We start from the raw sequence: 25,361 nt of genomic DNA, 5'->3' as shown, positions 1-25,361 counted from the left end.
TCTCTCTCTCCTCTGTCACATGACTTTTGTCATATGGTTTTCACCTCCCTTTTTGCAGGAGGTCCTGGATTAAAAGCTGCGCTTTTGCGCAAGGACTGTAAAAACCCGCACATTTTGATGTGCGGGTTTGGATAGAGTTACTCTGTTGTGTTCAGGTTCTCAATGGCCTTTTGAAGGTCATCACGACTTTGTTGATCGTATCCCGTTTCTCCGGAAGAGTTGGCCGGCTGGGTTTCCGACGGGCTCTCCGGACTTGGCGCAAGAAGCTGTTCATAGGCCCGGGTTGCGTCGTAGGCCGCGCGCGCCTTTCGGGCGTTGTTCAGCGCTTCTATCATAACGGCATTGCGGAACTCTTCGGGGATCAGTTCGATCAGCATGGCCGAACCCTGGACAAGAAGAGGCCGGGTTTTTGATTTCTGGACGTCGTTGGGCCAGCCACTGCTCTCGGGAATGAGGAAGACGAAGATAAAGACCCAGGCTATGCAGACAATAATGGCGCCGCGGACAAGTCCAAACAAAAAGCCAAGGGTTTTGTCCAGTGGGCCAAAGGTGCTTTCCCGCACATGTTTGCAGAAGAAACGGATCAGCGCGCTCAGCAGGCCGAGGACAACGACAAAAATGACCGTTCCGGTGGCAATCTCGGCAACAATCGGAATGTTGATGAATTGCGAGACGTGTGGCAGCAGCGGGTGAAAGCCGTAGAGTGTGGCAAAACCGGCGCCAACCCAGGCTCCTATGGAAAGGACCTCATGCAGCAAACCGCGCATGAAGGAAAAACCGCCGGAAACAAGGATGACAACCAGAACAGCAATATCCAGCAAGGAAAGCGGCAGGTTTTCCATTCTTACAGTCTAGTCCTTGTTACGAATTTCCGCAGGGTCTCTTGGCTCCTGAAGGTCTGTCAGCCCCGGGCCTTGTCGACAGAGCGCGCGGCAAAGAGGGCAACCAGATCCTGAAGGTGTTCAATCGTTTTTGTTTCTAACCCCTGTGTACTGCTCTTGCAATTCTTCTTTGAGCGTGAAGGCGGGATAATCGCGCGAAGGAAACCGAGTTTGGCGGCTTCCTTCATCCTGCTTTCTGCCTGGGAGACTGCGCGGACCTCACCGGAAAGGCCGATTTCGCCAAAGACAACGGTTTCCTCCGGCACCGGGACATCCATGGCGGCGGATATCAGCGCGGCAGCGACGGCCATGTCTGCGGCGGGTTCGGAAATCCTCAGGCCGCCTGCAACGTTCAGATAGACCTCGTTGCCAGCCAGCACCAGCCCGCAACGGGCTTCCAGAACCGCCAGGATCATGGCCAGTCGCCCCGAGTCCCATCCCACCACTGCCCGCCGCGGGTTGGCCTGCTGTGAAGGGGACACAAGAGCCTGTATCTCGACAAGGACAGGCCGGGAGCCTTCCAGTCCGGCGAAGACGGCAGCACCCGAGACGTTGCCACGTCTTTCTGCAAGAAACAGGGCCGAAGGGTTGGCGACTTCCTCAAGCCCCTGTTCGGACATTTCAAAAACGCCGATTTCGTCTGTTGGGCCAAAGCGGTTCTTGACGGCACGGAGAATGCGGAAGTGGTGCCCCCGTTCACCCTCGAAGGTCAGGACAGTGTCGACCATGTGTTCCAGAACCTTGGGGCCGGCGATGACACCTTCCTTGGTGACGTGTCCAACCAACAAAAGGCAGAAGCCGCGCGCCTTGGCAAGATTGATCAGTTCGTGGGATGACGCGCGAACCTGGGAGACCGTGCCCGGAGCAGAATCAAGACTGTCCACAAACATGGTCTGGATGGAATCAATCACGACAACCCGCGGGCCATCAACCTGATCAAGTGTGGAAGAGATATCGCGGACCGATGTTGCCGAGGCCAGTTCAAAATCGTCGCCTTTCAAACCGAGACGCTTTGCCCTGAGGCGAACCTGGTCAACCGCTTCCTCGCCGGAGATATAGGCACAGCGGACGCCTGACTGCCGGGACAGGGCTGCAAGAATCTGGGTCAGCAGTGTGGACTTTCCGATTCCCGGATCTCCACCGATCAGGACGGCTGAACCGGGAACAAGGCCACCCCCACAGACACGGTCAAACTCTTTGTTGCAGGAAATGTGGCGGGGAATGTTCTCGGAAGCGCCATCCAGAGACACGAATTCGATCTGGCGTCCGCGTTTGCTTGCGCGTTTGGAAAGGCCCCCCGGAACGGAATCAGGAAGAGTTTCCTCGACCAGGCTGTTCCATTCCCCGCATCCATCGCAGCGACCGGCCCATTTCGCATAGACGGAACCACAGGACTGGCAAACAAAAGAGCTGCTGGGTTTCTTGGCCAATGGATCTCTCCGTCCCTGAAAGTTTTTGTTCTCTTTATGTTCTAGTTTATTCCGCGGTTCTTGTGAAGAACGAAAACATCACAATGATCTGCTGGTGCTCAGGCGTGCCGGTCTGTCGTGTTCTGGAGCCGGATCGGACCTTCAAGCAGGCCATTGATGAATTGCCTGATGTAGGGATTGTCGGTTTCGTCCACACTGTCGGAAGGTCCGTCAAAGACAATTCTGCCCTGATAGAGCATTGCGATGCGGTTCGAGATGCGTTTGGCGCTGTCCATGTCATGTGTGATGGTCATGGCGCAGGCATTGAGAGACTGGATGGATTCAACGATCAGGCGATCAATCATATCGCCCATGACAGGATCAAGCCCGGTTGTAGGCTCGTCAAAGAACAGGAACTCCGGACCGGTGGCTACGGCGCGCGCCAGTCCGACACGCTTGCGCATACCGGCAGAGAGATCGGCCGGAAAGCGGTTGGCCAGTTTCTCGCTCATCCCGACGGCATGCAGTTTTTCAAGGGCAATGGAACGGGCCTTGCGGCGCGGGACCTTCTGGACCTCGGTCAGACCGAAGGCAACGTTTTCCCAGAGCGGAAGCGAGTCGAAGAGAGCGGCGTACTGGAAGAGCATCCCGAAGTCACGGCGCACAACCTCGCGTTCGCTCTCTGACATACGGGTGATGTTTTTTCCGTTGATCAGGATCTGGCCTTCGTCCGGTTCCATCAGTCCCATGATGCATTTGAGCAGGACCGATTTTCCGGTTCCCGAGCCGCCGATAACCACAAGGGATTCACCGCTGTAGACGTCCAGATCAACACCGTTCAGGACAATCTTGGGGCCAAAGGATTTCTTCAGCCCGCGGATGGAGAGAACCGGCGCAGGCCTGTCTGTTGTGTTGGTCTCTGCAGTTGGCTGACTCATTGGGAAAAGAACAACTCGGTGATGATGTAGTTGAAGGTCAGGATCAGGATCGAGGCTGAAACAACAGCGTTTGTTGTCGCAGAGCCCACACCCTGTGCCCCGCCGCGGGAGTGATAGCCGTGATAGCATCCCATCAGGGTGATGATAAAGCCAAAGGCTGCAGCCTTGACCAGACCGGAGATCACATCAAGAGGCTGGAGGAAATCCAGTGTGTTCTTCATGTAGGTTGCCGGGTTGAACCCCAGTTTGTAAACCGCGACAAGATAACCGCCCAGAACCCCGATAATGTCAGCGACGAGCACAAGAAGCGGCAGTGTCAGCAGCCCGGCAAGAACGCGCGGGACAATGAGGTACTTGAAAGGATTGGTGGCGAGGGTCTTGAGGGCATCAATCTGTTCTGTCACACGCATGGTGCCGATTTCGGCGGCCATGGCTGCGCCCACACGTCCGGCGACCATCAGACCGGCAAGGACAGGGCCAAGCTCACGCGTGATGGATACCACGACAACATTCGGGATGGCGCTTTCTGCCGAAAAACGCGCAAAACCGGTGTAGCTTTGCAGTGCCAGAACCATCCCGGTAAAGATGGCTGTCAGTCCGACCACGGGAAGGGAATAGTACCCAACCTCGATCATTTGCTTCAAAAGCAGTCGGGGGTAGAAGGGGGGCCGGAAGAAATGGGACAGTGTGGTGAAGGCAAAGACAGCGATGCGTCCGACAAGTTCGAAAAATGCGAGTGTCAAACGTCCCACAGGTTGAACAATAGGCATGGTTTATATGGTCCTGTAATTCCTGTGATAGCGCTGTCCCAGCAGCGTCAATAGTTCATAACCGATTGTTCCGGCATCTTTGGCGAGCTGATCAATTGCCTGATCAGGGCCCAGCAAATCCAGCCAGTCGCCTTCCTTTACGGCGTTTTCAGGCAGAGCGGTGATATCCACCATGACAGAGTCCATGGAAACACGCCCCCTGATCGGAAGAGCTGTCCCCTTGTGCCACAGATTTGCAGTGTTGGACAGGGAACGCAGCAGGCCATCAGCATAACCCAAACTGACAGTTGCAAGACGCTCCGGACCCGTTGCCTTATAGCTCGAACCATATCCAACCACCTGACCAACGTCAATTTTTCTGATTTGAAGGATGCGTGATCGTGCGTGAACGACAGGTTTCATTGCGCTCTCCTCCCTTCCGCAGGCATTGCCGCCATAGAGAGCATAGCCGGGGCGGGTGAGTGCGCCCCTGAAGGACGGATCCAGAAAGCAGGCAGCAGAGTTGGCCAGGCTGCTTTGGGCCTTTGGCAAGGGTTTGATCGCCTGGTTGAACGCTGTGAGCTGTTGCTTGGTCAGGGGGCTGTTCTGTTCGTCGGCACAGGCATAGTGATGCAGGTAATGGGTAATGCCTGTATCTTTCAGCAGGGCGGTGTCCTGCTGAAGTCTTTCGAGCTCCGTATCATCCAGTCCGAGCCGTGCCATGCCGGTATCAATATGCAGCATGGCCGGATGTTGCGTTTGTGAACTCCGGTTGTGGGACTGCCACTGCCCGAGCTGATCAAGTGAATTGAGGATCGGAACCAGCTGGTTTTCTGCATAGAGCGGAGCGAGGTTCGCGAGCAGGCCCGAGAAGATGTGAATCTCTGCTGTTTCCCGTGAGATGCCGCTGTCGTCAAAGAGCTCCCGCAGTTCGAGGCCTTCTTCAAGCGTGGCAACAAAGAACTGTCTGGCTCCGGCATTGTAGAGGCTCTTGGCAACAGGTGCGATGCCCAGACCATAGGCATCGGCCTTGACGACGGCACCGCATTGCGTTTGCGGGGCTTTGTTTCTGCACAGGCTGTCGAGCTTTTTCCAGTTCTCCGCAAGGGCGTTCAGATCAATATCAAGAATGCTCTGGGCGGTTTGGGGAGATCCGGAAGGGCTGTGTGTCATTCGGGGAGGACCAATCTGTTCGGGGGCTTGAGAGTGGTTTAGCCGATTTGTTCCGGGAAGCTTTCCGGATCATCGTAGTCACCGAACTGGGTGAAGTTGCCTTCAAAGGAGAGGGTAACCGTATCAATCGGGCCGTGACGCTGCTTGGCAACGATCATTTCGGCCTTGCCTGCTGCCGATGCCAGACGGGCTTCGTGGTTGGCGGCGCGTTCCTGGAACTGTTCCGCTGTCTCGTTTGCGGCCTGTCCCGGTTTTTCCCGCGCAATGTAGTATTCATCACGGTAGAGAAAGATCACAACGTCGGCATCCTGCTCGATCGAACCGGATTCACGAAGGTCGGCAAGTTGCGGACGCTTGTCATCACGCTGCTCTGTCTGACGGGACAGCTGGGACAGGGCGATCACGGGAACATCCAGCTCCTTGGCAATCCCCTTCAGGCCACGTGAAATTTCGGAGACCTCCTGCACACGGCTGTCGGATTTGCCACCGGGCGCACCGCTCATCAGCTGCAGGTAGTCAATGACAATCATGTCCAGACCGTGCTGTCGTTTCAGGCGGCGGCAGCGTGTGCGCAGGCCCGGAACCGTCAGGTTCGGAGTGTCGTCGATGAAAAGCTTGTACTGCGACAGCGCGCGGCTGACCTGGAAGATGTGTTCGTATTCGTCGTCTGTCAGTTCACCACGGCGCATGTTGTGCGAAGGCACACGGGCGGCTGAGGAGAGGATACGTGAAGCCAGCTGATCGGCGGACATCTCGAGCGAGAAGAAGGCGATGGAACGCGGAATCTCTGTCGGCTCGCCATCCGGTCCGTAACCGGGCTTTTTCGACTGGACAATCTGAAAGGCAATGTTGGTCACAAAGGCCGTCTTGCCCATGGAAGGTCGGGCGGCGAGAATGATCAGATCCGAAGAGTGAAAGCCACCAAGGAGCTTGTCCACATCCCGGAAACCCGAAGGAACACCGGAGATACCGCCACCCTGGCGGACCGCTGCATCAATGTGCTCGACGGAAACGGACAGGGCATCGCCAAAGGAGACAAAGCCGCCTTCCGTCTGACCTTCCTCGGCAAGGCGGTAGAGAACCTGTTCGGCCTTTTCAATCTGCTGGGAGGCCGAAAGGTCGATTTCGTGTTCATGCGCCGAGTTGACGATATTTTCACCAACGTCGATCAGTTCCCGTCTCAGATAAAGATCGTGAATGATCTTCCCGTAGTCGGAGGCGTTGATGATGGTGACAACGTGGTCCTGCAACTGGGCAAGATAGGCTGTGCCGCCCAGTTCCTCCAGGGTGCCGCTGCTTTCAAAGAAGGCTTTCAGAGTCGTGGCATTGGCCAGTTGCCCGCGCTCGATCAGGCTTTTACAGGCGGAATAGATCTCGTTGTGGGCCGGGTCGGCAAAGTGCTGCGGCAACAGGAAGTCGGAAACCCGCTCATAGGCCTTGTTGTTGGCAAGAATCGCACCCAGAAGGGCCTGTTCAACTTCGTAGTTGTGAGGAGGTGTGCGCAGCTCCGGCAGAAACTCGTCCTGTCCCGGACCAAAATCGGGAGCGCCGTGACCGAAATCCGGTGCGGCATCAGGTGGTGGCATGTCACCATAATCGGGTCCTTCGTCCGGAAGGGGAATGTTGTCGAGTTCGTTGTCGCTCATGGAGGCGCACTACTTTCCTGAAACGAGGCCTGTTGAAGATCATCTAGCTTTACCGTTTTGCAGGCACAAGCGCAAGCAAAGCGGCTTGTCAAAGAAGAGGGCATGTCAGGAAAAGGTGATTTTTTCAGTGTGTTAAGCTTCTGTTTTGTAAAAGCTTTGTTCACAACCAGTTTTGTCGGGAAAAAAGAAAGGCGCTCCGGATGGAGCGCCTTTCCCGTTTTCTATATCGGACAGAAACGACTTATTCTTCTTCGGAAGCAGGAGCTTCTGAAGTTTCAGCAGAAAGGTCGTTTTCGTCGTCTTCGCCGATCGGGCCAACTTCGCGTTCGAATGTTGGCTCGTCATCGCGAGCAACCAGAGCTTCACCGCTTTCAGCCTGAATTTCAGCTTCTTCGGCAGAGCGTGCAGCGTTCACAGTCACGGAAACCAGAACTTCAGGGTGCAGGGCGATTTGAACATCGTGCAGACCCAGGGTTTTGATAACAGTGTTCAGACGAACCTGTGCGCGGTTGACTGTGAAGCCTTCGGCAGTCACAGCTTCGGCAATGTCACGGGCGCTGACGGAACCGTAAAGCTGCCCGGATTCACCAGCCTGGCGAATCACGATAACTTTCAGGCCTTCCAGCTTGCCGGCAACAGCAGTTGCTTCGTCTTTACGCTTCAGGTTGTCAGCTTCGAGCTGTGCGCGCTGGGTTTCAAAAACTTCCAGGTTTGCTTTGGTTGCGCGAAGAGCTTTGTTCTTCGGCAGCAGGAAGTTACGAGCGTAACCGGGCTTGACAGTAACAACGTCACCGATTTGGCCAAGTTTCTCAACGCGTTCCAGAAGGATAATCTGCATCGTGTCTACTCCTCTTACTGAATAACGTAAGGCAGCAGAGCCAGGAAGCGGGCACGCTTGATCGCACGGGCGAGTTCACGTTGTTTCTTGGCAGACACTGCAGTGATACGGGAAGGAACGATCTTGCCACGCTCGGAAATGAAGCGTTGCAGCAGACGTGTGTCCTTGTAGTCGATTTTTGGCGCGTTAGGACCTGCGAAAGGGCAGGACTTGCGGCGACGGTTGAAAGGACGGCGGGAGCCGACGCCCTGACTTACGATTTGAACAGCCATGTTTCTCTACCTCTTACTTGGAGTCTTCACGGGAACGACGATCGCCACGATCACCGCCACGGCCACCACGACCACCGCGCTCATCGCGGCTGTTGCGGTTCAGCATGACAACGGAAGGACCTTCTTCCAGTTCGTCAACGCGAACTGTCAGAGTGCGCAGAACGTCTTCGTTCAGGCTCATGATACGCTCAACTTCCTTGATCGCAGCGTGTGGCGCGTCAAGGTTCAGCAGAACGTAGTGGCCTTTGCGGTTCTTTTTAACCTTGTAGGCAAGGTTACGCAGACCCCAGTATTCGGTTTTGGCAACAGAACCACCATTTTCAGAGATGATGGAGGTGAACTGTTCGGTCAGACCTTCGACCTGGGTGGCCGAAATGTCCTGGCGTGCGATGTACACGCATTCATAAAGAGCCATAATTACTCCTCACGGCTTTTGCGGATGACGCCAAAAAAGCAATGGCAATCAATCCATTAGCTGATCCTCAACCCGCGAAGAGGGATCAGCAAGGAGTTGTCAATTTGCGGATTAGACCGCTGCACTATATTCAGGACGTCACGGAACGCAAGGCTTTTGTGGATCCTGCGGCTCTTTCGGGGGCAAGATTCGTGTAAAAGCTGCGCAGTTGATGTCGTAATTGTTGACAGCAGGCATCAAGGGGGTATCTCTGTCATCCTTACGGGCCGTCCTGATGCATACAGAAAAGGCAGCTCTTGTATCTGACACGAAAATGATGTGGCGAGGAGTCATTATAATGAAGCGTGCTTTTGTTTTCCCCGGACAGGGTTCACAGGCTGTTGGAATGGGCAAGGCCCTGTCTGATGCCTTTCCGGTTGCGCGGGAAGTCTTTGAGGAAGTCGATGACGCGCTGGAACAAAAGCTGTCAAACCTGATGTTCGAGGGGCCTGCTGAAGATCTGACCCTGACAGAAAACGCCCAGCCAGCCCTGATGGCTGTATCCATGGCGGTGGTTCGCGTCCTTGAGAGCGAAGGAAAACTGAAGCTTTCCGATCACGCGGCCTTTGTTGCCGGGCACTCCCTGGGTGAATACTCTGCGCTGGCTGCTTCCGGTGTTCTGGGGCTTTCCGATACTGCCCGCCTGCTGAAAACGCGCGGTCAGGCCATGCAGGCTGCGGTTCCGGTCGGTGTCGGCGCAATGGCGGCTCTGCTGGGACTGGACTATGATGCTGTCGTTGCTATTGCCGAGAAGGCTGCCGAGGGAGAGGTCTGCTCTGCTGCGAATGACAACGCGCCGGGGCAGGTTGTCGTTTCCGGTCACAAGGCTGCGGTCGAACGTGCGATCGAACTGGCCAGGGAACAGGGCGCAAAGCGTGCCGTTCTGCTGCCGGTATCAGCGCCCTTCCACTGTTCCCTGATGGCGCCGGCTGCCGATGCGATGGCTGAAGCCCTGTCAAAGGTGACCTTCGGTGTTCCATCCCTTCCTGTCGTGGCGAATGTTCGTGCCGCTGCTGAAAGTGATCCCAACAGTCTGCGTGATCTGCTGGTTGAGCAGGTGACAGGTTCCGTACGCTGGCGCGAGTCTGTCGAGTTCATGGCAGGACAGGAGATCGAGCAACTGGTCGAACTGGGGGCTGGCAAGGTCCTTTCCGGTCTGGTGCGCCGCATCAACAGGGATATGAAAGGTGAGGCCGTCGGCACGCCCGAGGAAATCGAGGTTTTCCTGAAGTCTCTTTGATCGATTCAGGCCTCAAGGCTTGGTTCACTTCGCGGGATGGGGTAATCTGTCCCGCGTTTTGAGGATCATCTGATCTCAATTTGTTATTCTAAAAGCTCCAATGGAGAACATTCATGTTTAATCTGGACGGCAAGGCGGCTCTGGTTACCGGGGCATCCGGTGGAATCGGAAACGCCATTGCAAAGGCTCTGCATGCGCAGGGCGCGGTTGTTGGACTTTCCGGTACACGTGTTGATGCACTGGAAGCCGTTGCCGCAGAACTGGGTGGCGAGCGCGTTCACGTTCTGCCTGCAAACCTGTCGGAAGCCGGTGCTGCTGAAGACCTGATCAAGCGCGCTGAAGAGGCAATGGGCAAGGTTGACATTCTGGTCAACAACGCCGGTCTGACACGTGACACCCTGGCCATGCGCATGAAGGATGAAGACTGGGATCTGGTTCTGTCTGTGAACCTGTCATCCAGCTTCAAGCTTGCGAAAGCCTGCCTGAAAGGCATGATGAAGCGCCGTACAGGCCGCATTATCGGTATCACTTCTGTTGTCGGTGTGACAGGCAATGCCGGTCAGACAAACTATGCCGCTTCCAAGGCCGGCATGATCGGGATGAGCAAGTCCCTGGCGCAGGAAGTTGCATCCCGTGGTATCACCGTGAACTGTGTGGCCCCCGGTTTCATCCAGACTGCCATGACAGACGTGCTGCCTGATGCCCAGAAAGAGGCCCTGATGTCCTCCATTCCGGCCGGTCGCCTCGGTGCTGTGGAAGACATTGCGAACTCTGTTGTTTACCTTGCAAGCGATGAAGCGTCCTATATGACAGGTCAGACCTTGCATGTTAACGGCGGAATGGCCATGATATAGAGCCTGTCGTCCTGAAATATCCGAACTTCTGAAGTTTTGATGTATTAGGGCGTTGGCAACTCACCCTCAAGTGTGTTATCAGGCCGCAACTCGGGCCAAAAAGTGGTTACACACAGGGTGTCTACCTGACATGCTGTTAACAGAGGTCGGGTCGTGACAGTGCACAACGATTGTTGGTAAAGGTACTGTTGAACAAAGCAGAAGGGCGGAAGACCGCAGGTTTGCAGCTTCTGGCTCAATATGATTTTACCGGGTCGGTCTTAGTGCCGCGTGGGTGAGAGAAATTAAGGACAAAGATTAATGAGCGATATTGCTGAACGCGTAAAGAAAATCGTCGTTGAACACCTGGGCGTAGAAGAAGCAAAAGTAACCGAAGGTGCTAGCTTCATCGATGACCTCGGTGCTGACAGCCTGGACACTGTTGAGCTGGTAATGGCTTTCGAAGAAGAATTCGGTTGTGAAATTCCTGACGATGCGGCTGAAAAAATCCAGACCGTTCAGGATGCAATCTCCTTCATCTCTGAAAACTCCTGATTTTCAGAATGATACAAACGCCGGAGCCATGACTCCGGCGTTTATCGTTTCCCCGTAATAGCAAGAGTTTATCCGGATCATGAGACGAGTTGTAATTACTGGTGTCGGGATGGTTTCCCCGCTCGGAAGTGGGGTGGACCACGTTTGGTCACGTTTGATCAATGGTGAAACAGGTATTGGCAGGATTGAAGGTTTTGAAGCCGAAGACCTGCCCTGTAAAATCGGTGGTGAAATCCCGGTTGGCGAAGAAGCGGGTCAGTTCAACCCGGATGCCTATCTTCCTGCGAAAGAGCGTCGCAAGATGGATCCTTTCATTGTCTATGGCTGCGCTGCTGCTCAACAGGCTGTTGAGGATGCGGGCTGGCAGCCGACAGGGGAAGAGGACCTGTTCCGTACCGGTGTGATGATCGGTTCCGGTATCGGTGGTCTGCAGACTATTGCGGATGGCATGGTGACTGTCGGTGAGCGTGGCCCACGTCGCCTGTCTCCTTTCTTTATTCCTTCTGCGCTGATCAATCTGGTTTCCGGCCAGGTTTCTATCAAATATGGTTTCAAGGGTCCGAACCATGCTGTGGTCACAGCCTGTTCAACTGGTGCGCACGCCATTGGTGATGCTGCCCGTCTGATCATGCTCGATGATGCCGATGTGATGGTTGCCGGTGGTGCCGAAGCTGCGGTGTGCCGTCTTGGCTTTGCCGGTTTCTGTGCATCCCGCGCCCTTTCAACAGGATACAATGACACGCCGGAAGCGGGCTCCCGTCCATGGGACAAGGGACGCGACGGCTTCGTGATGGGTGAAGGTGCCGGTGTTGTTGTTCTTGAGGAATATGAACACGCCAAGGCCCGTGGTGCGAAAATCTACGGTGAAGTGACCGGTTATGGCCTGTCTGGTGATGCACACCACATCACAGCTCCTCCGGAAGACGGCAATGGCGGTTTCCGCGCGATGCAGGCGGCTCTGAAACGTGCCGGGCTGAACGCGGAAGACGTCGATTATGTCAATGCACACGGAACATCCACACCGCTGGGTGACGAGATTGAGTTCGGTGCTGTGAAGCGTCTGCTCGGCAGCAACGCCAATCTGCGGATGTCTTCCACGAAGTCAGCCATTGGTCACCTGCTGGGTGCGGCCGGTGCTGTGGAAGCGATCTTCTGTGCCAAGGCAATCGAGACCGGCGTTCTGCCTCCGACCCTGAACCTCGACAATCCGTCTGACGAATGTACGGGAATTGATCTGGTCGCGAAGGAAGCCCAGGAGCGCAAGGTTAACGTTGCGCTGTCCAACTCCTTCGGTTTTGGTGGTACAAACGCAAGCTTGATCCTCAAGGCAGTCTAGGCTGCTTTTCAGAGTGTTTTGATGGGCTGGCTCCTGCGGGGAAAGCGGGAGCCCGTTCAAATCGGGTGTTTCAGACAGGCGAATTGAATGAGTCAGGACAACTCTTCTCCGGACAGTCAAACGGACCAAAAAAAGGCGCGATCCTTCCTGGGGAAGATCGCGCTTTTCCTGCTTTTGCTTGCCGTAATCGCTGGAGGTGCAACAGCTGGTGGCTATTTCTGGCTACAGCAGAGGTTTCTGGTTGCGGGACCTCTGGCAGAGGAGACTGTTGTTGCCATTCCCAGGGGCGCAGGGCTGGCATCCATTGCACGAACCCTTGAAAGCGAAGGTGTAATTGAAGAAGCCCTGCTCTTTCGCATTGCGGTCCGTCTGCAGGGGCAGGCCCAGCGTTTGAAGGCCGGCGAGTTTGCCATTCCTGCTGCAGCCTCCATGCAGGAGGTCATGTTTGCGCTTATCGAAGGTCGGGCTGTTGATTACAGCATCACGATCCCCGAGGGCCGGACAATTGTGGAAAGCCTCGCACTGATCAACGCCAACAAAGTGCTGGAAGGGGAGATCACCTCGGTTCCTGCCGAAGGCTATATTCTGCCTGAAACCTATCACTTCGTGCGCGGGGATACCCGTCAGGGCCTTCTGGATCGCATGACGGCGGATCTTGAGCAGACCCTTCAGGAACTCTGGGCCGGCAGACAGGCTGATCTGCCTTTGAACAGCCCGGAAGAGGCGCTGATCCTGGCCTCCATTGTCGAGAAGGAAACCGGTCTGGCAGAGGAAAGGCCGCTGGTTGCCAGCGTTTTTGTCAACCGTCTGCGCAGGGGGATGAGGCTTCAGTCCGATCCGACGGTCATCTATGGAGTGACACTGGGGCAAGAACCCATGGGGCGCCCGATCAGCAAGAAAGACCTGAAGACACCGACCCCTTACAACACCTATACGATTGACCGCTTGCCTCCGACGCCGATTGCAAATGTCGGGCGCGCTGCAATTGAGGCTGTTTTGAACCCCGCCTCCAGCAACTATCTCTATTTTGTTGCTGATGGAACAGGGGGGCATGCCTTTGCCAGAACCCTGAACGAGCACAACAGAAACGTTGCGAAATGGCGCAGGATTGAACGGCAGCGCAAGGGGGGCTAGCTCGCCCCCGAACAGTCATGACGTCGCAGGCTTGTGATGCACTGTGTAGGCCTTTTTGAAGGCAGTGAATTGTTTTTCAAAGAAAAATTTGTTAATATGTCACTCTGAAAAGTGCAAATGCCGGTGCAATTCTGGCTTTCAAAAAGTTGGAATTCGAGCAGGATTTTCATCCTCCGGGCTTTTTCCGGCGTATCAGTCAGTGGCTGGCTTGCATGGGATCAGAGTGATCCTGACGCTGTTTCTGGCATCGCAAATGACAAGACGACTTGACCTTTCAGCGAAGATCAGTAGTGTCAGGCTCGAATTACGAGGCCAACAGAAAGGCATATTTGAATGGCTAAAGAAGAACTTCTGGAATTCAGCGGTGTTGTAACCGAGAAACTTCCAAATGCGACTTTCCGTGTAGAACTGGAAAACGGTCACGAGATTATTGCTCACACCGGCGGTAAAATGCGCAAGTTCCGCATCCGTACCATGGTGGGTGACCGTGTGGATGTTGAAATGACACCTTACGATCTGACCAAAGGGCGCATTACTTTCCGTCACAAGTAAGCAGGTCCTGGCAGGTCGTCCGGTTTCAGCCGGATCTCGGGACGGGATAGAACTGTTGAGCCTGCTCCGGTATTGTCCCGCCTACAGCTTTATTGTTGGCCTATACCCCAAGCCTGTAACCGGTTGGTTGCAGGCTTTTGGGCGTTCTGTCCCTGTCCGGTCACGCGCTCTTGTAGAGAGTTGAGTTCCCCTGCCGTGTTGCGCATGTCATCTCTGTACAGGATTTTTATACCCGGACAGAGATATCAATGGTTTCAGACAGCAGCTTCATTGGCGAATATCTCGCAACCACCAGTGACATTCTGGTGGCGGCGAGCATCTCCTTTACTGTTCTGGCCTTTTTGATCCGGGATATCCTCTGGTTGAGGTCGCTTGCCATTCTGGGCAATCTTTTCATGGCGATTTCCGATGTCACGCACGATCCGCTGCCGGTGATCAATTTCTTCGGACATCTGCTGATTGTTGCGATCAACATCGGACACAGTTTCTATCTGATTATGGAGCGGCGACGCGCGGTGCTCAAACCCAGAGAGCAGGCGTTGAGAGAACAGGCACTGGGGTCCATGGATGCTGTTACTGCAAAACGTCTTTTCCTGCTGGGACAATGGGTCTGGATCGACGAGGGAACGACGCTGATCACTCAGGGACAAAAACCGGACAGGCTCTACGCCCTGCTGGAAGGAAAGGCCTTTGCTGCTGCCCGTTACAGAAAGGTCGGAGAGCTTGGTCCGGGCCAGTTTGTCGGGGAGATGTCCTTTCTGACCAATGACACCGCCGGTGCCACTGTTGTTACCAGCGAGCGATGCCTTTGCTTTGAATGGGATCGTGAGCTCCTGCGCCAGCAGATGGACAGATCAAAGGATCTGAATGCGGCGGTTGTGGCTGCGCTTGGCGGGGATATGGCCCGCAAGATCATGAGCCAGAACATGCGGTTTGTGCGCAAGCAACTGCCCGCGCGGGGCTGACTAGTCCTTGGCGGGCAGCTTTTTGCCGATCCATTCGGAGAGACCAAGCGGCAGCCAGCTCATCAGAAGCGAAGCAGAATACATGGGCCAGGGGAAAGCAATTCTGGATTTGTTGCGCTCCAGCCCCGAGGCAATGCGTCCGGCAGCTTCATCGGCTTCCATAAGAAATGGCATTTTGAAGCGGTTGACAGCTGTTATGCGGCTGACGACAAAGCCGGGTGTAATCACCGAAACCCTGATGTTGTGTCTGGCCAGAGACAGGCGCAGACCTTCGCCCCAGACCCTTACAGCAGCCTTTGAAGCACAGTAGGCCGGTGCGGTGGGGAGGCCCTTGAAGCCTGCAAGCGATGACACAATCGCAAGCTGTCCCTGCTGTCTTGAAACCATCAGGGGAATGGCTGGCAGGATTGTGTTCATGACACCTGATACGTTGATATCAAGGATTTCTCTGGTTTGCTCCGGGTTTTCAACGCCGGGTGTCCGGCTATGTGATCCTGTGCCACCGGAGATGCCGGCGTTTGCAACAACCAGATCAAGGGGGGTTTGCCGGTCCAGTTCATTGATCAGCTGTTCCATGGCTTCCCTGTCGCCCGCAGAGACTGTGAAACCGCAGGCTGTGGCACCCTTGTTCTCGCAGGCCCTGCATACGCTGTTGAGACGCTCCTGATCCCGCCCGGTGAGGAAGAGAGTCTGGCCCGGCGCCGCATAGTGGAGTGCCAGGGCTTCTCCGATACCGCTGGAGCCCCCTGTGATCAGGATGATTTTCGGTTTTTTCTCTGTCATGACTTCTTCCATCAGGGCATGCTGTTCTTTTGTGGCCTGTTTGCTTGCACCTTTGCAAGCCCCTGCTTATAAAATGCTGCAAAAGGAACAACGGGAGACCTCTGATGGCTTCAATTCACAGCATGACAGGCTTTGCGCGTTTTGATGGTGCGCTGGAGGGCGACAGCTGGGTCTGGGAGCTGCGCTCGGTGAACAACAAGGGACTGGATCTGCGCATTCGCCTTCCTCATGGCTTTGACAGTCTGGACCCGGTGATTCGCAAGGCTGTTTCCAATCGCTTCAAGCGGGGGTCTTTCCAGATTTCGCTGCAACTGACCTTGCAGAAGCGTGAAAGCCGAACGGAGGTAAACGAGGAGATCCTCGCCCAGGTGCTGGAGCTTTCTGACCGTTTGCAAAAGGATCGCGGGCTGGCTCCGCTCTCGACGGATGGCCTGCTTTCGATTCGGGGCGTTCTGGATCAGGTCGAGCAGGAGGAAAGCGTAGAAAGTCGTGATGCCCTTGTTGAGGCCCTGACAGCAAGTCTGGACAAGGCACTGGCTCAGCTGGAGCAATCGCGTTATCAGGAGGGGCAGCAGCTCAGAGCCCTGGCGGAAGATTTTGTTCAGCAGATTGATGACCTTCGTGCAGAGGCTGCAAGTCTGGATGCTGTCACACCCGGAGCGATCCGGGACAGACTTCAGAGCCAGATCAAAGAGCTGCTGGGCAAGGACAATGCCTTTTCAGAAGAGCGTCTGGCCCAGGAGGTCGCGGTCCTGACGACCAAGGCTGACATCCGTGAAGAGCTTGATCGTCTCGCGGCTCACGTCGAAACAGCACGCGAGTTGATTGCCGGAGGCGGGGCCTGTGGCCGTCGCCTCGATTTCCTGTGCCAGGAATTTAACCGTGAAGCGAATACACTTTGCTCCAAGTCTGCAGATGTCCAACTGACGCGACTGGGTATCGATCTGAAAGCCCGCATAGAACAGCTGCGCGAGCAGATCCAGAACATCGAATAAGATCCGAAGAAAACAACCGTTCAACGATAGAGTTCCGTGATGACCTTTCCTCAAAACCGTGGCCTGATGCTGGTTCTTTCCTCTCCGTCCGGAGCCGGGAAAAGTACAATTTCCCGCGCTCTGCTGGAACGCGAGGAGCGTCTGTCCCTTTCCGTTTCTGCCACAACCCGTCAGATGCGCCCGGGGGAAGTTGAGGGGAAGGACTATTTCTTTGTAACGCCTGACCAGTTCAGTGACATGGTGAAACAGGGGGACATGCTGGAACACGCGACTGTTTTCGAAAACTCCTATGGTACGCCCCGCAAACCTGTTGAAGACAGTCTTCAAAGGGGTGAGGACGTGCTGTTTGATATCGACTGGCAGGGCACGCAGCAGGTTACGGCAAAGGCGCCCAATGACATTGTTCGGGTCTTTATCCTGCCACCTTCACTGGAAGAGCTGGAGCGGCGCCTGTTTGCGCGTGCACAGGACAGCGAGGATGTGGTGCGCAAGCGGATGGCCAAGGCGGCTGACGAGATGAGCCACTGGGCCGAATACGATTACATCATCATCAATGATGATATCGGCAAGTCCGTGGCCGATGTGCAGGCCATTTTGCGTGCCGAGCGTCTGAAGCGTGATCGTCGTGACGGGCTGCATGACTTTGTGAACAGCTTGCGCTCCAGCTGAGACCGAACAGGAAATGCAAGGAAACTGGGGTTCCCTGCTTATCCGTTGCCAAGCATTGCATCGTAGCAGCGGGCGAGAGTGCAGAATTCCTCGACGCTCAGTTCTTCGGCCCGGGCCGTTTCCCTGACGCCTGCCTCTTCGATCAGAGCCATGCTGTCAACGTCCAGGGATTTCAGACTCTGGCGCAGCATTTTGCGGCGTTTGCCAAAGGCTGCTTCTGTAATCTTTTCCAGTGTTGTCAGCCTGGCAGGCGCAAGTGGTTTGCTTCTGGGGGTGATGCGGACAACTGTGGAGGTGATCTTCGGTGGTGGTGTGAAGGCCTTGGGCGAGATGTCAAAGAGATGATGGGCATCACAAAGCCACTGGGTCAGGACAGACAGTCGTCCGTAATCGCGGGTGCGTGGCTGTGCCGTCAGGCGCTCTGCCACCTCTTTCTGGAACATCAGGGTCAGACTGGCATAGGTTTCAGGGTCTTCTGCAATCTGGGTCAGCCAGCCAACCAGCAGGACTGTTGAAACATTGTAGGGCAGGTTTGCCACGATGCGTCTGGGGGCAGGAGCCTCTTTCGTCAGGTCAAGTTCCAGCGCATCCGCTTCCATCACACGAAAGCGTCCGGGGTAGGCGGCTTCGACTTCGGCAAGCGCTTCAAGGCAACGGCGATCCTTTTCGATGGAGAGAACTGACTTTGCTCCTTCCATCAGCAGACCGCGTGTCAATCCTCCGGGACCCGGACCGATCTCGATAATGGTCCCTTCATCTAGCGGGCCGCCGCCCCTGGCAATCCGGGCCGTCAGATTGAGATCCAGCAGGAAATTCTGCCCCAGAGATTTCTTGGCCATCAGCCCGTATTGATTGATCACATCCTTCAGGAGAGGCAGGCCATCCTGTGCAAGACGTGGGGTCTCTGTTGAATCATCCATAAAAATCTACTGACTGTTTCCGCTGTTGAGCTGGGCTGTGGCCATTTGCCAGGCCATGTCCATGGATGCAATGAAGCTGGACGGATTGGCAATGCCCCTGTCTGCAATATCGTAAGCCGTTCCATGGTCCGGAGATGTCCGGATGAAGGGCAGGCCGAGTGTTACATTAACACCTTCGTCAAAGGCAAGTGTCTTGATCGGAATCAGAGCCTGATCGTGATACATGCACACGGCAGCATCATAGTTCTGGCGGGCCCGGTGATGGAACATGGTGTCTGCCGGCAGAGGCCCTGAAAGATTCAGGCCTTCTGCCCTGAGGCGATCCAGAAGGGGAGCGATCATTTCCTGCTCTTCCGTGCCCATGGAGCCATTCTCGCCTGCATGAGGGTTCAGTCCGGCAACCGCAATGCGCGGGGCCTTGATGCCGAAGTCCTTTTGCAGCGCTTCGTGTGTGACCTGAAGCGTGTGGCGGATCAGCTGTTCATCAAGCTGTTTGACGGCATCCTGAAGGGAGACGTGGATGGTTATGGGAACAACACGCAAATCGGGACTGGCCAGCATCATCACCGAGGGAGAAGGACTTCGGGCCAGTTCGGCAAGATACTCGGTATGTCCGGGATGGGAAAAGCCGGCGGAGTAGAGCACGGCCTTGTTGATCGGGTTGGTGACAACAGCCGAAGCCTCTCCACTCTGAACGAGAGACACGGCTTTTTGAATGGAAAGCAGGGTGGCTTCTGCATTGCGGCTGTCCCCCTGACCTTTGTTCACGGGGGCCGAGAGTCTGACCGGAAGCACGGGCAGGGCCCGGGGGCAACAGCTTCGGGCTTCCTCTGCTGTCGCAATTTCCTCAACAGGGATATTCAGGCCGAGTTTCTTCGCGAGAGACCTCAGGTGGTCCGGATCGTCCAGAACGAAGAAGCTGTGATGATCCTTGCGCTCAAGCCAGGCTTTCAGACTCAGTTCTCCCCCGATACCGGCCGGATCGCCCATTGTCAAAGCAAGGGGGGCGGGGGATGTTCTTTTCATGGCGTGGTCCTGATCCTAGAGACGGATGTCGATGTTTGCACTTCTGCGCAGATCCTGAAGGTGCTTCTCTGCCAGAATGTTGATGCGGTCATCCCTGAGCTTCTGTTCGATTTCCAGGCGGTTCACACCTGATCCGCTTTCCTGCCTGCCGCAGATGTAATAGATCTCGAAGCCGTCCGTTTTCCGGATAATGGCGCTTTTCTGATCTCTTTGAAGTCCCTGAACGGCCTGTTGAACCGCACTGTCCAGTTCCTTGATGTCCTTGACGCCGAGTTCTCCCGAGCCTTCGTCGCCAAGTTCTGTTGCCCTGTCTCTGACATTTGCACAGGTTTGCACATTGCGTTCGATATCTGCAATGCGGGAACGTGCGGCTTGCTGGGCGTCAAAATCGGCGTTCTGTGCCAGTGCGATGCGCATGAGCGCGAGGTCGAGCTTTGCGTCACTGGACACCTTGCGCTCATCCTGAATCATCAGGATATAGAAACCTGTTCTTGTCTGGATTGGTCCGATCAGGTTTCCGGGCGTTGCCTGGGCTGCAATCTGTTGCAGTTCCCTTGGCAGCTGTCCGGCCTGAACCCATCCCAGATCACCGCCAAAGCTTGCGCTGGAGGAGCGGGAGGCAACACGGGCGACAGCCCCGAAGTTGGCACCGTTTTTCAGCTCCTGAAGAATGGATGTAGCCTGGTCTTTCAGTTCGCTTTCAGTTGTGTCCCGTTCGGAAGGCAGGAAAATCTCGAAGATACGTTTCTCGGTATCCGTTCCGAGTTGCTGGATACGGTCGACAACGGAATCGATTTCAGCCTCGCTGACAACGACGTCGCTGTTGAGGCTTCTGCGAACAACCTGACGCCACGCCAGTTCTGCACGGAACTGGTCAAACAGGGTTTCCTGATGGATTCCAGCCGTGCGAAGCGTTGAGAGGACCTGCTCTGGTGTCTGGTTGTTTTGTGAGGCAATCCCCTGAAGGGCTGCGTTCAGTTCGCCCTGTGAGATCGAGATGTTCAGGCGCTCTGCTTCCTGCAGCTTGATACGGTCATCGATCATTGTCCGCAGCGTTCTGTTGAGGAGTTGCTGTTGTTGCTTCTGATTGAGTTTTTTGTTGTTGCCGATCATTGCAAGGCGACTGCGCTGAATCACGTCAATCAGCGAAATAATGTCATCATTGACGATGGCAACGGGTCTCAGTGTGCTCTGGGCATGAGCCTTTGACGAGAAGAGGGAAAAAACATCCGAACGCAGGATCTGTGCCTGCTGTTCATGAGCCTGCCCGATTGTTTGTTCAAGCGGGGCGGCCACCAGTGTCATGGCTGCAATGGCAAAACCTGAAACAAGCGGGGAGAGTTTTCTTTTTGCCATGCGTATCTCTTCGTCATTTATAAGCATAGATTGAACAGAAAATAATTCAGGTCTCATGATAGTTAATGGAGCCATTCTGATAAAGCTCTTCTTGTCCTGCCTGATCAGAATGGCTGAATGGAACCGAGATGCTTGAAAACAAGCTGAACGGTAAAGATCGTATCGTTTTCAACGTCTGTTCTGGTCGAGAAGCTTCTGCTCAGGCCTGAACTGATAATAAAGCATTCGTCATGGTAGGTCAGGTTGAAATCGGCATTGCGGGTATCTTCTGTTTCAAGATCGCGTGTCAGACTTGCCGATGTGGACCAGAATTCCGTCAACTGACTGGATACACTGAAGCGAAGTTCTTCGCGGCTGTCATCTTCGTCGTCCTGGAAATTGGTGTCCTGCAGATCCAGATAATTCAGAGTAACACGAAGTGCTTCGGGACCTGCGCCAACATTGAATTCGTTACGGCGAACCCTGAAGTCGTCCTTGTCGACACGGAAGCGGTACAGGGCAGAGAAGTTTTCGACTGTTTCAATGCCAATGTGACCAACATAATCGGAGAGACTGTCATCAAGTCCGTCAATCTGGTCAAAGAGGGAGTCGTCCGTGAAGCGGTAGCTTTGTCCGACCAGAATATCCGCTGTGTCTCCGCGCTCTGTTGTTGCGGCCCATTTTACACCGTAGTTCACACGGCTTCCGGAATCGACCAGATCCCGGCCACTGAATCTGTTCAGGGAGAAGAGGGAGGTGTCGTCAAACTCAAAGTCGGCGCTGTCGTCATTGGGGATTTCGTTCGGATTTGAACCTGCCGGAGCAGCAATACCCTGAACAATCGGCTCGATGGTCTGGGCGAAGTCGCCCTGATTGCTGACGAAGGGGTAACGCCATTCCAGAGCCAGTTGCGGGAAAATGCGTCCTGAAAACTCGTTTTCAGTCGGCCCTGTCGGATTGACATCCAGGGAGCCGGGGACAAAGTCCCGGGTGTAGTAAGCGTCGGTTTGAACCTGTGCTGTCAGTTTGTAGACATCACCGGCAGGGCCTGTATAGGGGAGGTCAATCCCTGTAACGGCTGAAAGACGTGCTGTGTCCCGACCTTCGCTTCTGGTCAGCAGGACAGCATTGCTGTCGAAGCGGGTGGTCAGACCTGTTGAAGTGGGTTCACTCTGGAAGGAATACTGAAAGCGCGGAGCAACGACGGGGATTTCGCTATCGTTGACATTGTCGCGCAGACTCTGAAAGGCATAGCTGTCCACACGGGCAAAGTTCCTGCCTCTGAAGCCTTCGACAAAGAGTGAGCTTTCGTAGGTGTCCGGGTTGCTGAAGCCATAGCGGGCCAGATAGTCTTCATCGCTTGCCCGCTCAAGATCAACACCCCATCGCCAGGTGTCATTGATGTCAAAGCGCCCTTCAAGGTCGATGTGACCGCGGAAGGCCTGATCTGTCCCGGAATTGTCTGTACGATCTGCATAGGTTGCACTGAAATCCACATCCAGATCACCGTTGCTGAACGCCCGCTCGTAGTTGCCTGCTGCGACGACACCCTGCTTTGTCGTAATGATGGGAGCAAAGGTGAAGCTGCTGCTGTCATCAATTGCAAAGTAGTAGGGGGTCTGCAGGGTTTGTCCCAGATCGCCGGAACTGCTGAAGGATGGCGCCAGAAAACCGCTTCTGCGTTTGACCGTCGGGTCGGGTGTTTCCAGCCAGGGCGTGTAGGCAACAGGGATACCGAAGAGCTCAAGTTTGGCATCGTAGTAGGTGATGCTCTGGTCGGCTTTGTCGTGAATCACCTCACCGGCCTTGATCTGCCAGATGGGAGGGCGGGTCGGATCGTTTTCACAGAGGTTGCAGGGGCTGAAGACACCGTTGCTCAAAACGGATCTGTTGCCATTTGTCAACTGACCGGTGACACCAGCCAGACGGCTTTTGTCGGTGAGCAGGATTCGGATGTCCTTGATGAAGCCTTCCTTCAGGTCATCTGTCAGTTCGACGTGATCTGCAAAGATAACTTCCCCGCTTGGTTCCAGCAGGCTGACGTTTCCGTTGGCTGTCACAAGGTTGCTGTTGACGTTGTAGGACACCTGATCGGCGATGACGACCCTGTCACCCTGGGAAATCTCGACATTGCCGCGGGCAACAACGAGTCCCAGTTCCTGATCGTACTGAACGTCCTGTGCGTTGATCAGGGCAGGAAGATTGCCGGGAGCTTCCTGGGCGTGGAGCTGTTTTGACGGGATGCTCAAAAGACTTGCCCCCGCAAGAACTGCGCAAACCGCAGTCGTTGCAGTTAAAAGTCGTTTGAAATTCCCCCCTGCTTTCATCTTCGTCCTCTTTTTTTTAACCGTCTTCAAGATGCAAGAGCATCGTTAGGCCAAGCATCATGGATACTGCCGCGGGTGTCCAGGCCGCGATGTAAGCCGGAATTTTGCCTGACTGTCCCAAGGCTATGACAAAATTCGACAAAAAGAACAACAGGAAACCTGTTAAAACACCGTAAAGGATCATCTTTCCGACACCACCTTTTCTGTGGTGACGCATGGAAAAAATTGCTGCAAGCAGAACCATGGACAGAAAAAGGGCCGGTTTTGAAATCTGTCTGTGGAATTGCAGGCGGTGTTTGTCCGCTGTGAAACCGGCCGTTTGGAGAAGATCAATGTAGTACCGGAGCTGCCAGAAGGAAATGGCCTTCGGGTTTGCAAAGCTGTCCTGCACCTTCTGGAGGGTCAGCTCTGTTGGAATCTTGTGGGTTTCAAAGGGTTCCGGCTGCTTGCCCGGACGGGAATACCAGCCGTTTTTCAAAACCCAGAAACCGTCGTCCAGAGAGGCTGTCTGGCTGTCGTAACGGCCCGTAAACTTTTCATTTTTGTCCAGGGCAAGAACCATGACATCGCTGAGCTCGAACGTCTGCTGGTTCAGGGTCTTGGCATGGATGGTCAGCAGACTGTCGTCCTGATTGTTCAGCTGTCTGAGCCAGAGACCGCTTTCAGACAGGTTCAGGCTGTTGTTGTATTCGCCCCCCTTGTACTCCTGCATGATCTCCCGGTTTTTTGTGTGGAGCGCGGCTGACAGGGGGTTGAGAACCGAAAAGGCAAAGACACCGATCAGTGTGGCCCCAACTGCAAAGGGCAGGAGGATACCCCAGACAGAAGTGCCTGAAGCCTTGATAATGATCAGCTCGCTTGATTTGTTGAGCCGCCAGAAGGTTGCCATGGCAGCGAAAAGAACCATGAAAGGCATGATTTCCTCAGCCAGTTCGGGCAAGCGATAGAGCACAATCTGGGAAATAACCCAGAAGCTTGCTCCCGTTCCTTCCAGATCATCGGCAACTTCCACAAGGGTGATGAGGTAGATCAGACCCAGCAGGCCGATAAAGAACCCGATAAAGGCAAAGGAAAAGCGTTTCAGGATATAGAAAAACAGGATGGATGAGAAAGACGTCTGTTTGGAGCGCTTTTTCTCGAAAGGATTGGACAGTTTGTCAGGAAAGGCCTCGACGCTCACGATGCTGTTCCTTTCGCAAGGGCTTCTCCGGGTGTGCTTTTTACCGGTCGGTTCCTGCTTTTCATCAGGAAGACAGATACAGCGATCACCACCAGGGGCCAGATGTAAATCAGCGGAATCAGATCAGAGAGGTTCTCGGTCCAGTCCTTGAGGATGAACTGGCTGAACATGACAAAGGCCATAAAGCCGATACCGGTAAGCAACCGTTTTGTGTTCCCCCGCCGACTGAATTCACCTGACAGCATTGTTGCCATTGCAACCATCGCCATGGCAAAGGTGAAAAGGGGGCTGCCGAGGCGATAGTGTGCGTTGGCTCTCATTTCCCGGATTTGTTCCGGCGACGTGATGCTTGAATCAGGATTGAGAAGCTGGGTGACAAAAAGCTCCCTTGGCTTCTGACGTCTGTTGTATTCGTTTTTGCCGATGCTTCCGAACTCCAGCACATACTGGTCCGAATAGGCAATGGACAGACGCCCGCTTTCCCTGTCAACGGATTGCCTGTTGGCATCCCAGAGAACAACCCGCATGTCGTCGCCTTCTTTCAGCAGGGCGCCGGAGGAGGCCAGGAAGGTGACTTCCTGATCAGGGTCGGAACCGTCGTGAACAATGATGTTTTCCATCTGCCCCGTTTGGGACTTGTCCTTGAAGTAGATGGTGTAGGTATCACTGATCGTGTTGAACTGCCCTTCCTTGAGCAGGAAAGGCGTCAGGTTCTGGGCAAAGTGTGCTTTCAGTTCCCTGAACTCGCGGTAGGAAACAGGAAGAAAGTACAGATTGAGGGCATAGACCATTGTTGTCGCGGTCAGGGCAATGACGAGGCCGGGTTTGGCCAGCTGAAACTGCGAAAATCCGGAAGCCCTGAGGACAATCAGCTCCTGGTCATTGTTGAGCTTGTTGTAGATAAACAGAACCGTACAGAAGGTGGCCAATGGAAGGACAATGACCAGAAAGTAGGGCATCAGCAGAATGACAAAGTAGAAAAAGTTGGAGGCCGGGACACCATCATTGACAATCAGATCAATAAAACGCAGCGACTGGGCGAGCCAGACAGCCAGAGACAGAGAAACGGCGACAGCCAGGAAAAACCCGATCAGTTGATTGAAAACATAACGCGTGATCAGCTTCATGAGGGCTCTTAACTCTTTGTCCTG

25 protein-coding genes are annotated in these 25,361 nt (G+C 54.8%); 9 read left to right on the top strand and 16 right to left on the bottom strand.

Annotation, left to right across the window (positions count from 1 at the left end):
- Positions 1-137: 137 nt before the first annotated feature.
- The 9 genes from AAAH10_RS01125 to rpsF form a co-directional block, all read right to left on the bottom strand.
- Entirely contained in the window at positions 138-842 is a 705-nt protein-coding gene (locus tag AAAH10_RS01125; protein ID WP_343559694.1) for a CvpA family protein, read from the bottom strand.
- Positions 843-901: 59 nt separating this feature from the next.
- Complete coding sequence (gene radA, locus AAAH10_RS01120; RefSeq protein WP_343559693.1) at positions 902-2,311, bottom strand: DNA repair protein RadA; 1,410 nt, start codon at positions 2,309-2,311, stop codon at positions 902-904.
- Between the two features lie 98 nt (positions 2,312-2,409).
- Positions 2,410-3,228, bottom strand: a complete 819-nt coding sequence (locus AAAH10_RS01115) for an ABC transporter ATP-binding protein (RefSeq protein ID WP_343559690.1) — start codon at positions 3,226-3,228, stop codon at positions 2,410-2,412.
- A complete protein-coding gene (locus tag AAAH10_RS01110) occupies positions 3,225-3,998 on the bottom strand; it encodes an MlaE family ABC transporter permease (RefSeq protein ID WP_343559685.1) in 774 nt (257 codons plus the stop codon). Before AAAH10_RS01110 ends, AAAH10_RS01115 begins: the two co-directional genes overlap by 4 nt.
- 3 nt (positions 3,999-4,001) lie before the next feature.
- The gene (alr, locus tag AAAH10_RS01105) at positions 4,002-5,150 is read right to left on the bottom strand and encodes an alanine racemase (protein ID WP_343559682.1); all 1,149 of its coding nucleotides are present in this window, start codon (positions 5,148-5,150) and stop codon (positions 4,002-4,004) included.
- Positions 5,151-5,188: 38 nt separating this feature from the next.
- Entirely contained in the window at positions 5,189-6,796 is a 1,608-nt protein-coding gene (locus tag AAAH10_RS01100; RefSeq protein WP_343559680.1) for a replicative DNA helicase, read from the bottom strand.
- A 241-nt stretch (positions 6,797-7,037) separates the two neighbouring features.
- Positions 7,038-7,634, bottom strand: coding sequence for a 50S ribosomal protein L9 (rplI, locus tag AAAH10_RS01095; protein WP_442490255.1), 597 nt, complete (start codon positions 7,632-7,634; stop codon positions 7,038-7,040).
- 14 nt (positions 7,635-7,648) lie between these two features.
- A complete protein-coding gene (rpsR, locus tag AAAH10_RS01090) occupies positions 7,649-7,906 on the bottom strand; it encodes a 30S ribosomal protein S18 (RefSeq protein ID WP_343559678.1) in 258 nt (85 codons plus the stop codon).
- A gap of 13 nt (positions 7,907-7,919) precedes the next feature.
- Positions 7,920-8,321 carry a 30S ribosomal protein S6 gene (gene rpsF, locus AAAH10_RS01085; RefSeq protein WP_343559676.1) on the bottom strand — a complete coding sequence of 134 codons (402 nt, stop codon included), beginning with the start codon at positions 8,319-8,321 and terminating at the stop codon, positions 7,920-7,922.
- 337 nt (positions 8,322-8,658) lie between these two features.
- On the opposite strand from rpsF, the gene fabD reads away from it, so the two are divergent.
- From fabD to AAAH10_RS01050, 7 genes are all read left to right on the top strand, one after another.
- On the top strand, positions 8,659-9,600 hold the full coding sequence (fabD, locus tag AAAH10_RS01080) for an ACP S-malonyltransferase (protein ID WP_343559674.1): 942 nt from the start codon (positions 8,659-8,661) through the stop codon (positions 9,598-9,600).
- Between the two features lie 113 nt (positions 9,601-9,713).
- Positions 9,714-10,454 (top strand): 3-oxoacyl-[acyl-carrier-protein] reductase, encoded by a 741-nt coding sequence (fabG, locus tag AAAH10_RS01075; RefSeq protein WP_343559673.1) that lies wholly within the window; start codon positions 9,714-9,716, stop codon positions 10,452-10,454.
- 300 nt (positions 10,455-10,754) lie between these two features.
- On the top strand, positions 10,755-10,988 hold the full coding sequence (locus tag AAAH10_RS01070) for an acyl carrier protein (RefSeq protein WP_343559672.1): 234 nt from the start codon (positions 10,755-10,757) through the stop codon (positions 10,986-10,988).
- A 79-nt stretch (positions 10,989-11,067) separates the two neighbouring features.
- Positions 11,068-12,324: a beta-ketoacyl-ACP synthase II gene (gene fabF, locus AAAH10_RS01065; protein WP_343559671.1), complete on the top strand. Its 1,257-nt coding sequence runs from the start codon at positions 11,068-11,070 to the stop codon at positions 12,322-12,324.
- 87 nt (positions 12,325-12,411) lie between these two features.
- Positions 12,412-13,458, top strand: coding sequence for an endolytic transglycosylase MltG (gene mltG / locus AAAH10_RS01060; protein WP_343559670.1), 1,047 nt, complete (start codon positions 12,412-12,414; stop codon positions 13,456-13,458).
- Between the two features lie 333 nt (positions 13,459-13,791).
- The gene (gene infA / locus AAAH10_RS01055; RefSeq protein ID WP_343559669.1) at positions 13,792-14,010 is read left to right on the top strand and encodes a translation initiation factor IF-1; all 219 of its coding nucleotides are present in this window, start codon (positions 13,792-13,794) and stop codon (positions 14,008-14,010) included.
- A gap of 248 nt (positions 14,011-14,258) precedes the next feature.
- Positions 14,259-14,975 (top strand): cyclic nucleotide-binding domain-containing protein, encoded by a 717-nt coding sequence (locus AAAH10_RS01050; RefSeq protein ID WP_343559668.1) that lies wholly within the window; start codon positions 14,259-14,261, stop codon positions 14,973-14,975.
- Here AAAH10_RS01050 and AAAH10_RS01045 read toward each other — a convergent pair whose 3' ends face one another.
- A complete protein-coding gene (locus AAAH10_RS01045) occupies positions 14,976-15,758 on the bottom strand; it encodes an SDR family NAD(P)-dependent oxidoreductase (RefSeq protein ID WP_343559665.1) in 783 nt (260 codons plus the stop codon). It lies immediately after the preceding gene.
- A 104-nt stretch (positions 15,759-15,862) separates the two neighbouring features.
- Between AAAH10_RS01045 and AAAH10_RS01040 the strand changes: the two genes are divergently transcribed.
- Together AAAH10_RS01040 and gmk are read left to right on the top strand one after the other, a co-directional pair.
- The gene (locus AAAH10_RS01040; protein ID WP_343559662.1) at positions 15,863-16,753 is read left to right on the top strand and encodes a YicC/YloC family endoribonuclease; all 891 of its coding nucleotides are present in this window, start codon (positions 15,863-15,865) and stop codon (positions 16,751-16,753) included.
- A 39-nt stretch (positions 16,754-16,792) separates the two neighbouring features.
- Positions 16,793-17,422 (top strand): guanylate kinase, encoded by a 630-nt coding sequence (gmk, locus tag AAAH10_RS01035; RefSeq protein ID WP_343559660.1) that lies wholly within the window; start codon positions 16,793-16,795, stop codon positions 17,420-17,422.
- A gap of 38 nt (positions 17,423-17,460) precedes the next feature.
- Here gmk and rsmA read toward each other — a convergent pair whose 3' ends face one another.
- From rsmA to AAAH10_RS01005, 6 genes are all read right to left on the bottom strand, one after another.
- Positions 17,461-18,342: a 16S rRNA (adenine(1518)-N(6)/adenine(1519)-N(6))-dimethyltransferase RsmA gene (gene rsmA, locus AAAH10_RS01030; RefSeq protein WP_343559659.1), complete on the bottom strand. Its 882-nt coding sequence runs from the start codon at positions 18,340-18,342 to the stop codon at positions 17,461-17,463.
- 6 nt (positions 18,343-18,348) lie between these two features.
- The gene (gene pdxA / locus AAAH10_RS01025) at positions 18,349-19,368 is read right to left on the bottom strand and encodes a 4-hydroxythreonine-4-phosphate dehydrogenase PdxA (RefSeq protein WP_343559658.1); all 1,020 of its coding nucleotides are present in this window, start codon (positions 19,366-19,368) and stop codon (positions 18,349-18,351) included.
- Between the two features lie 15 nt (positions 19,369-19,383).
- Complete coding sequence (locus AAAH10_RS01020; protein WP_343559657.1) at positions 19,384-20,724, bottom strand: peptidylprolyl isomerase; 1,341 nt, start codon at positions 20,722-20,724, stop codon at positions 19,384-19,386.
- Positions 20,725-20,828: 104 nt separating this feature from the next.
- A complete protein-coding gene (locus AAAH10_RS01015; protein WP_343559654.1) occupies positions 20,829-22,952 on the bottom strand; it encodes an LPS-assembly protein LptD in 2,124 nt (707 codons plus the stop codon).
- Between the two features lie 94 nt (positions 22,953-23,046).
- Positions 23,047-24,210: an LPS export ABC transporter permease LptG gene (gene lptG / locus AAAH10_RS01010; RefSeq protein WP_343559651.1), complete on the bottom strand. Its 1,164-nt coding sequence runs from the start codon at positions 24,208-24,210 to the stop codon at positions 23,047-23,049.
- Positions 24,207-25,337: an LptF/LptG family permease gene (locus AAAH10_RS01005; protein ID WP_343559648.1), complete on the bottom strand. Its 1,131-nt coding sequence runs from the start codon at positions 25,335-25,337 to the stop codon at positions 24,207-24,209. Before AAAH10_RS01005 ends, lptG begins: the two co-directional genes overlap by 4 nt.
- Positions 25,338-25,361: the final 24 nt, after the last annotated feature.

The sequence above is a fragment of the Carbonatibacter coralli genome (assembly GCF_039592655.1).
GTDB classification, from domain to species: Bacteria; Pseudomonadota; Alphaproteobacteria; order Kiloniellales; family Kiloniellaceae; genus Carbonatibacter; species Carbonatibacter coralli.
The sequence above is the reverse complement of the archived record's forward strand: the minus strand, read 5'-3'. Positions and strand labels throughout refer to the sequence as shown.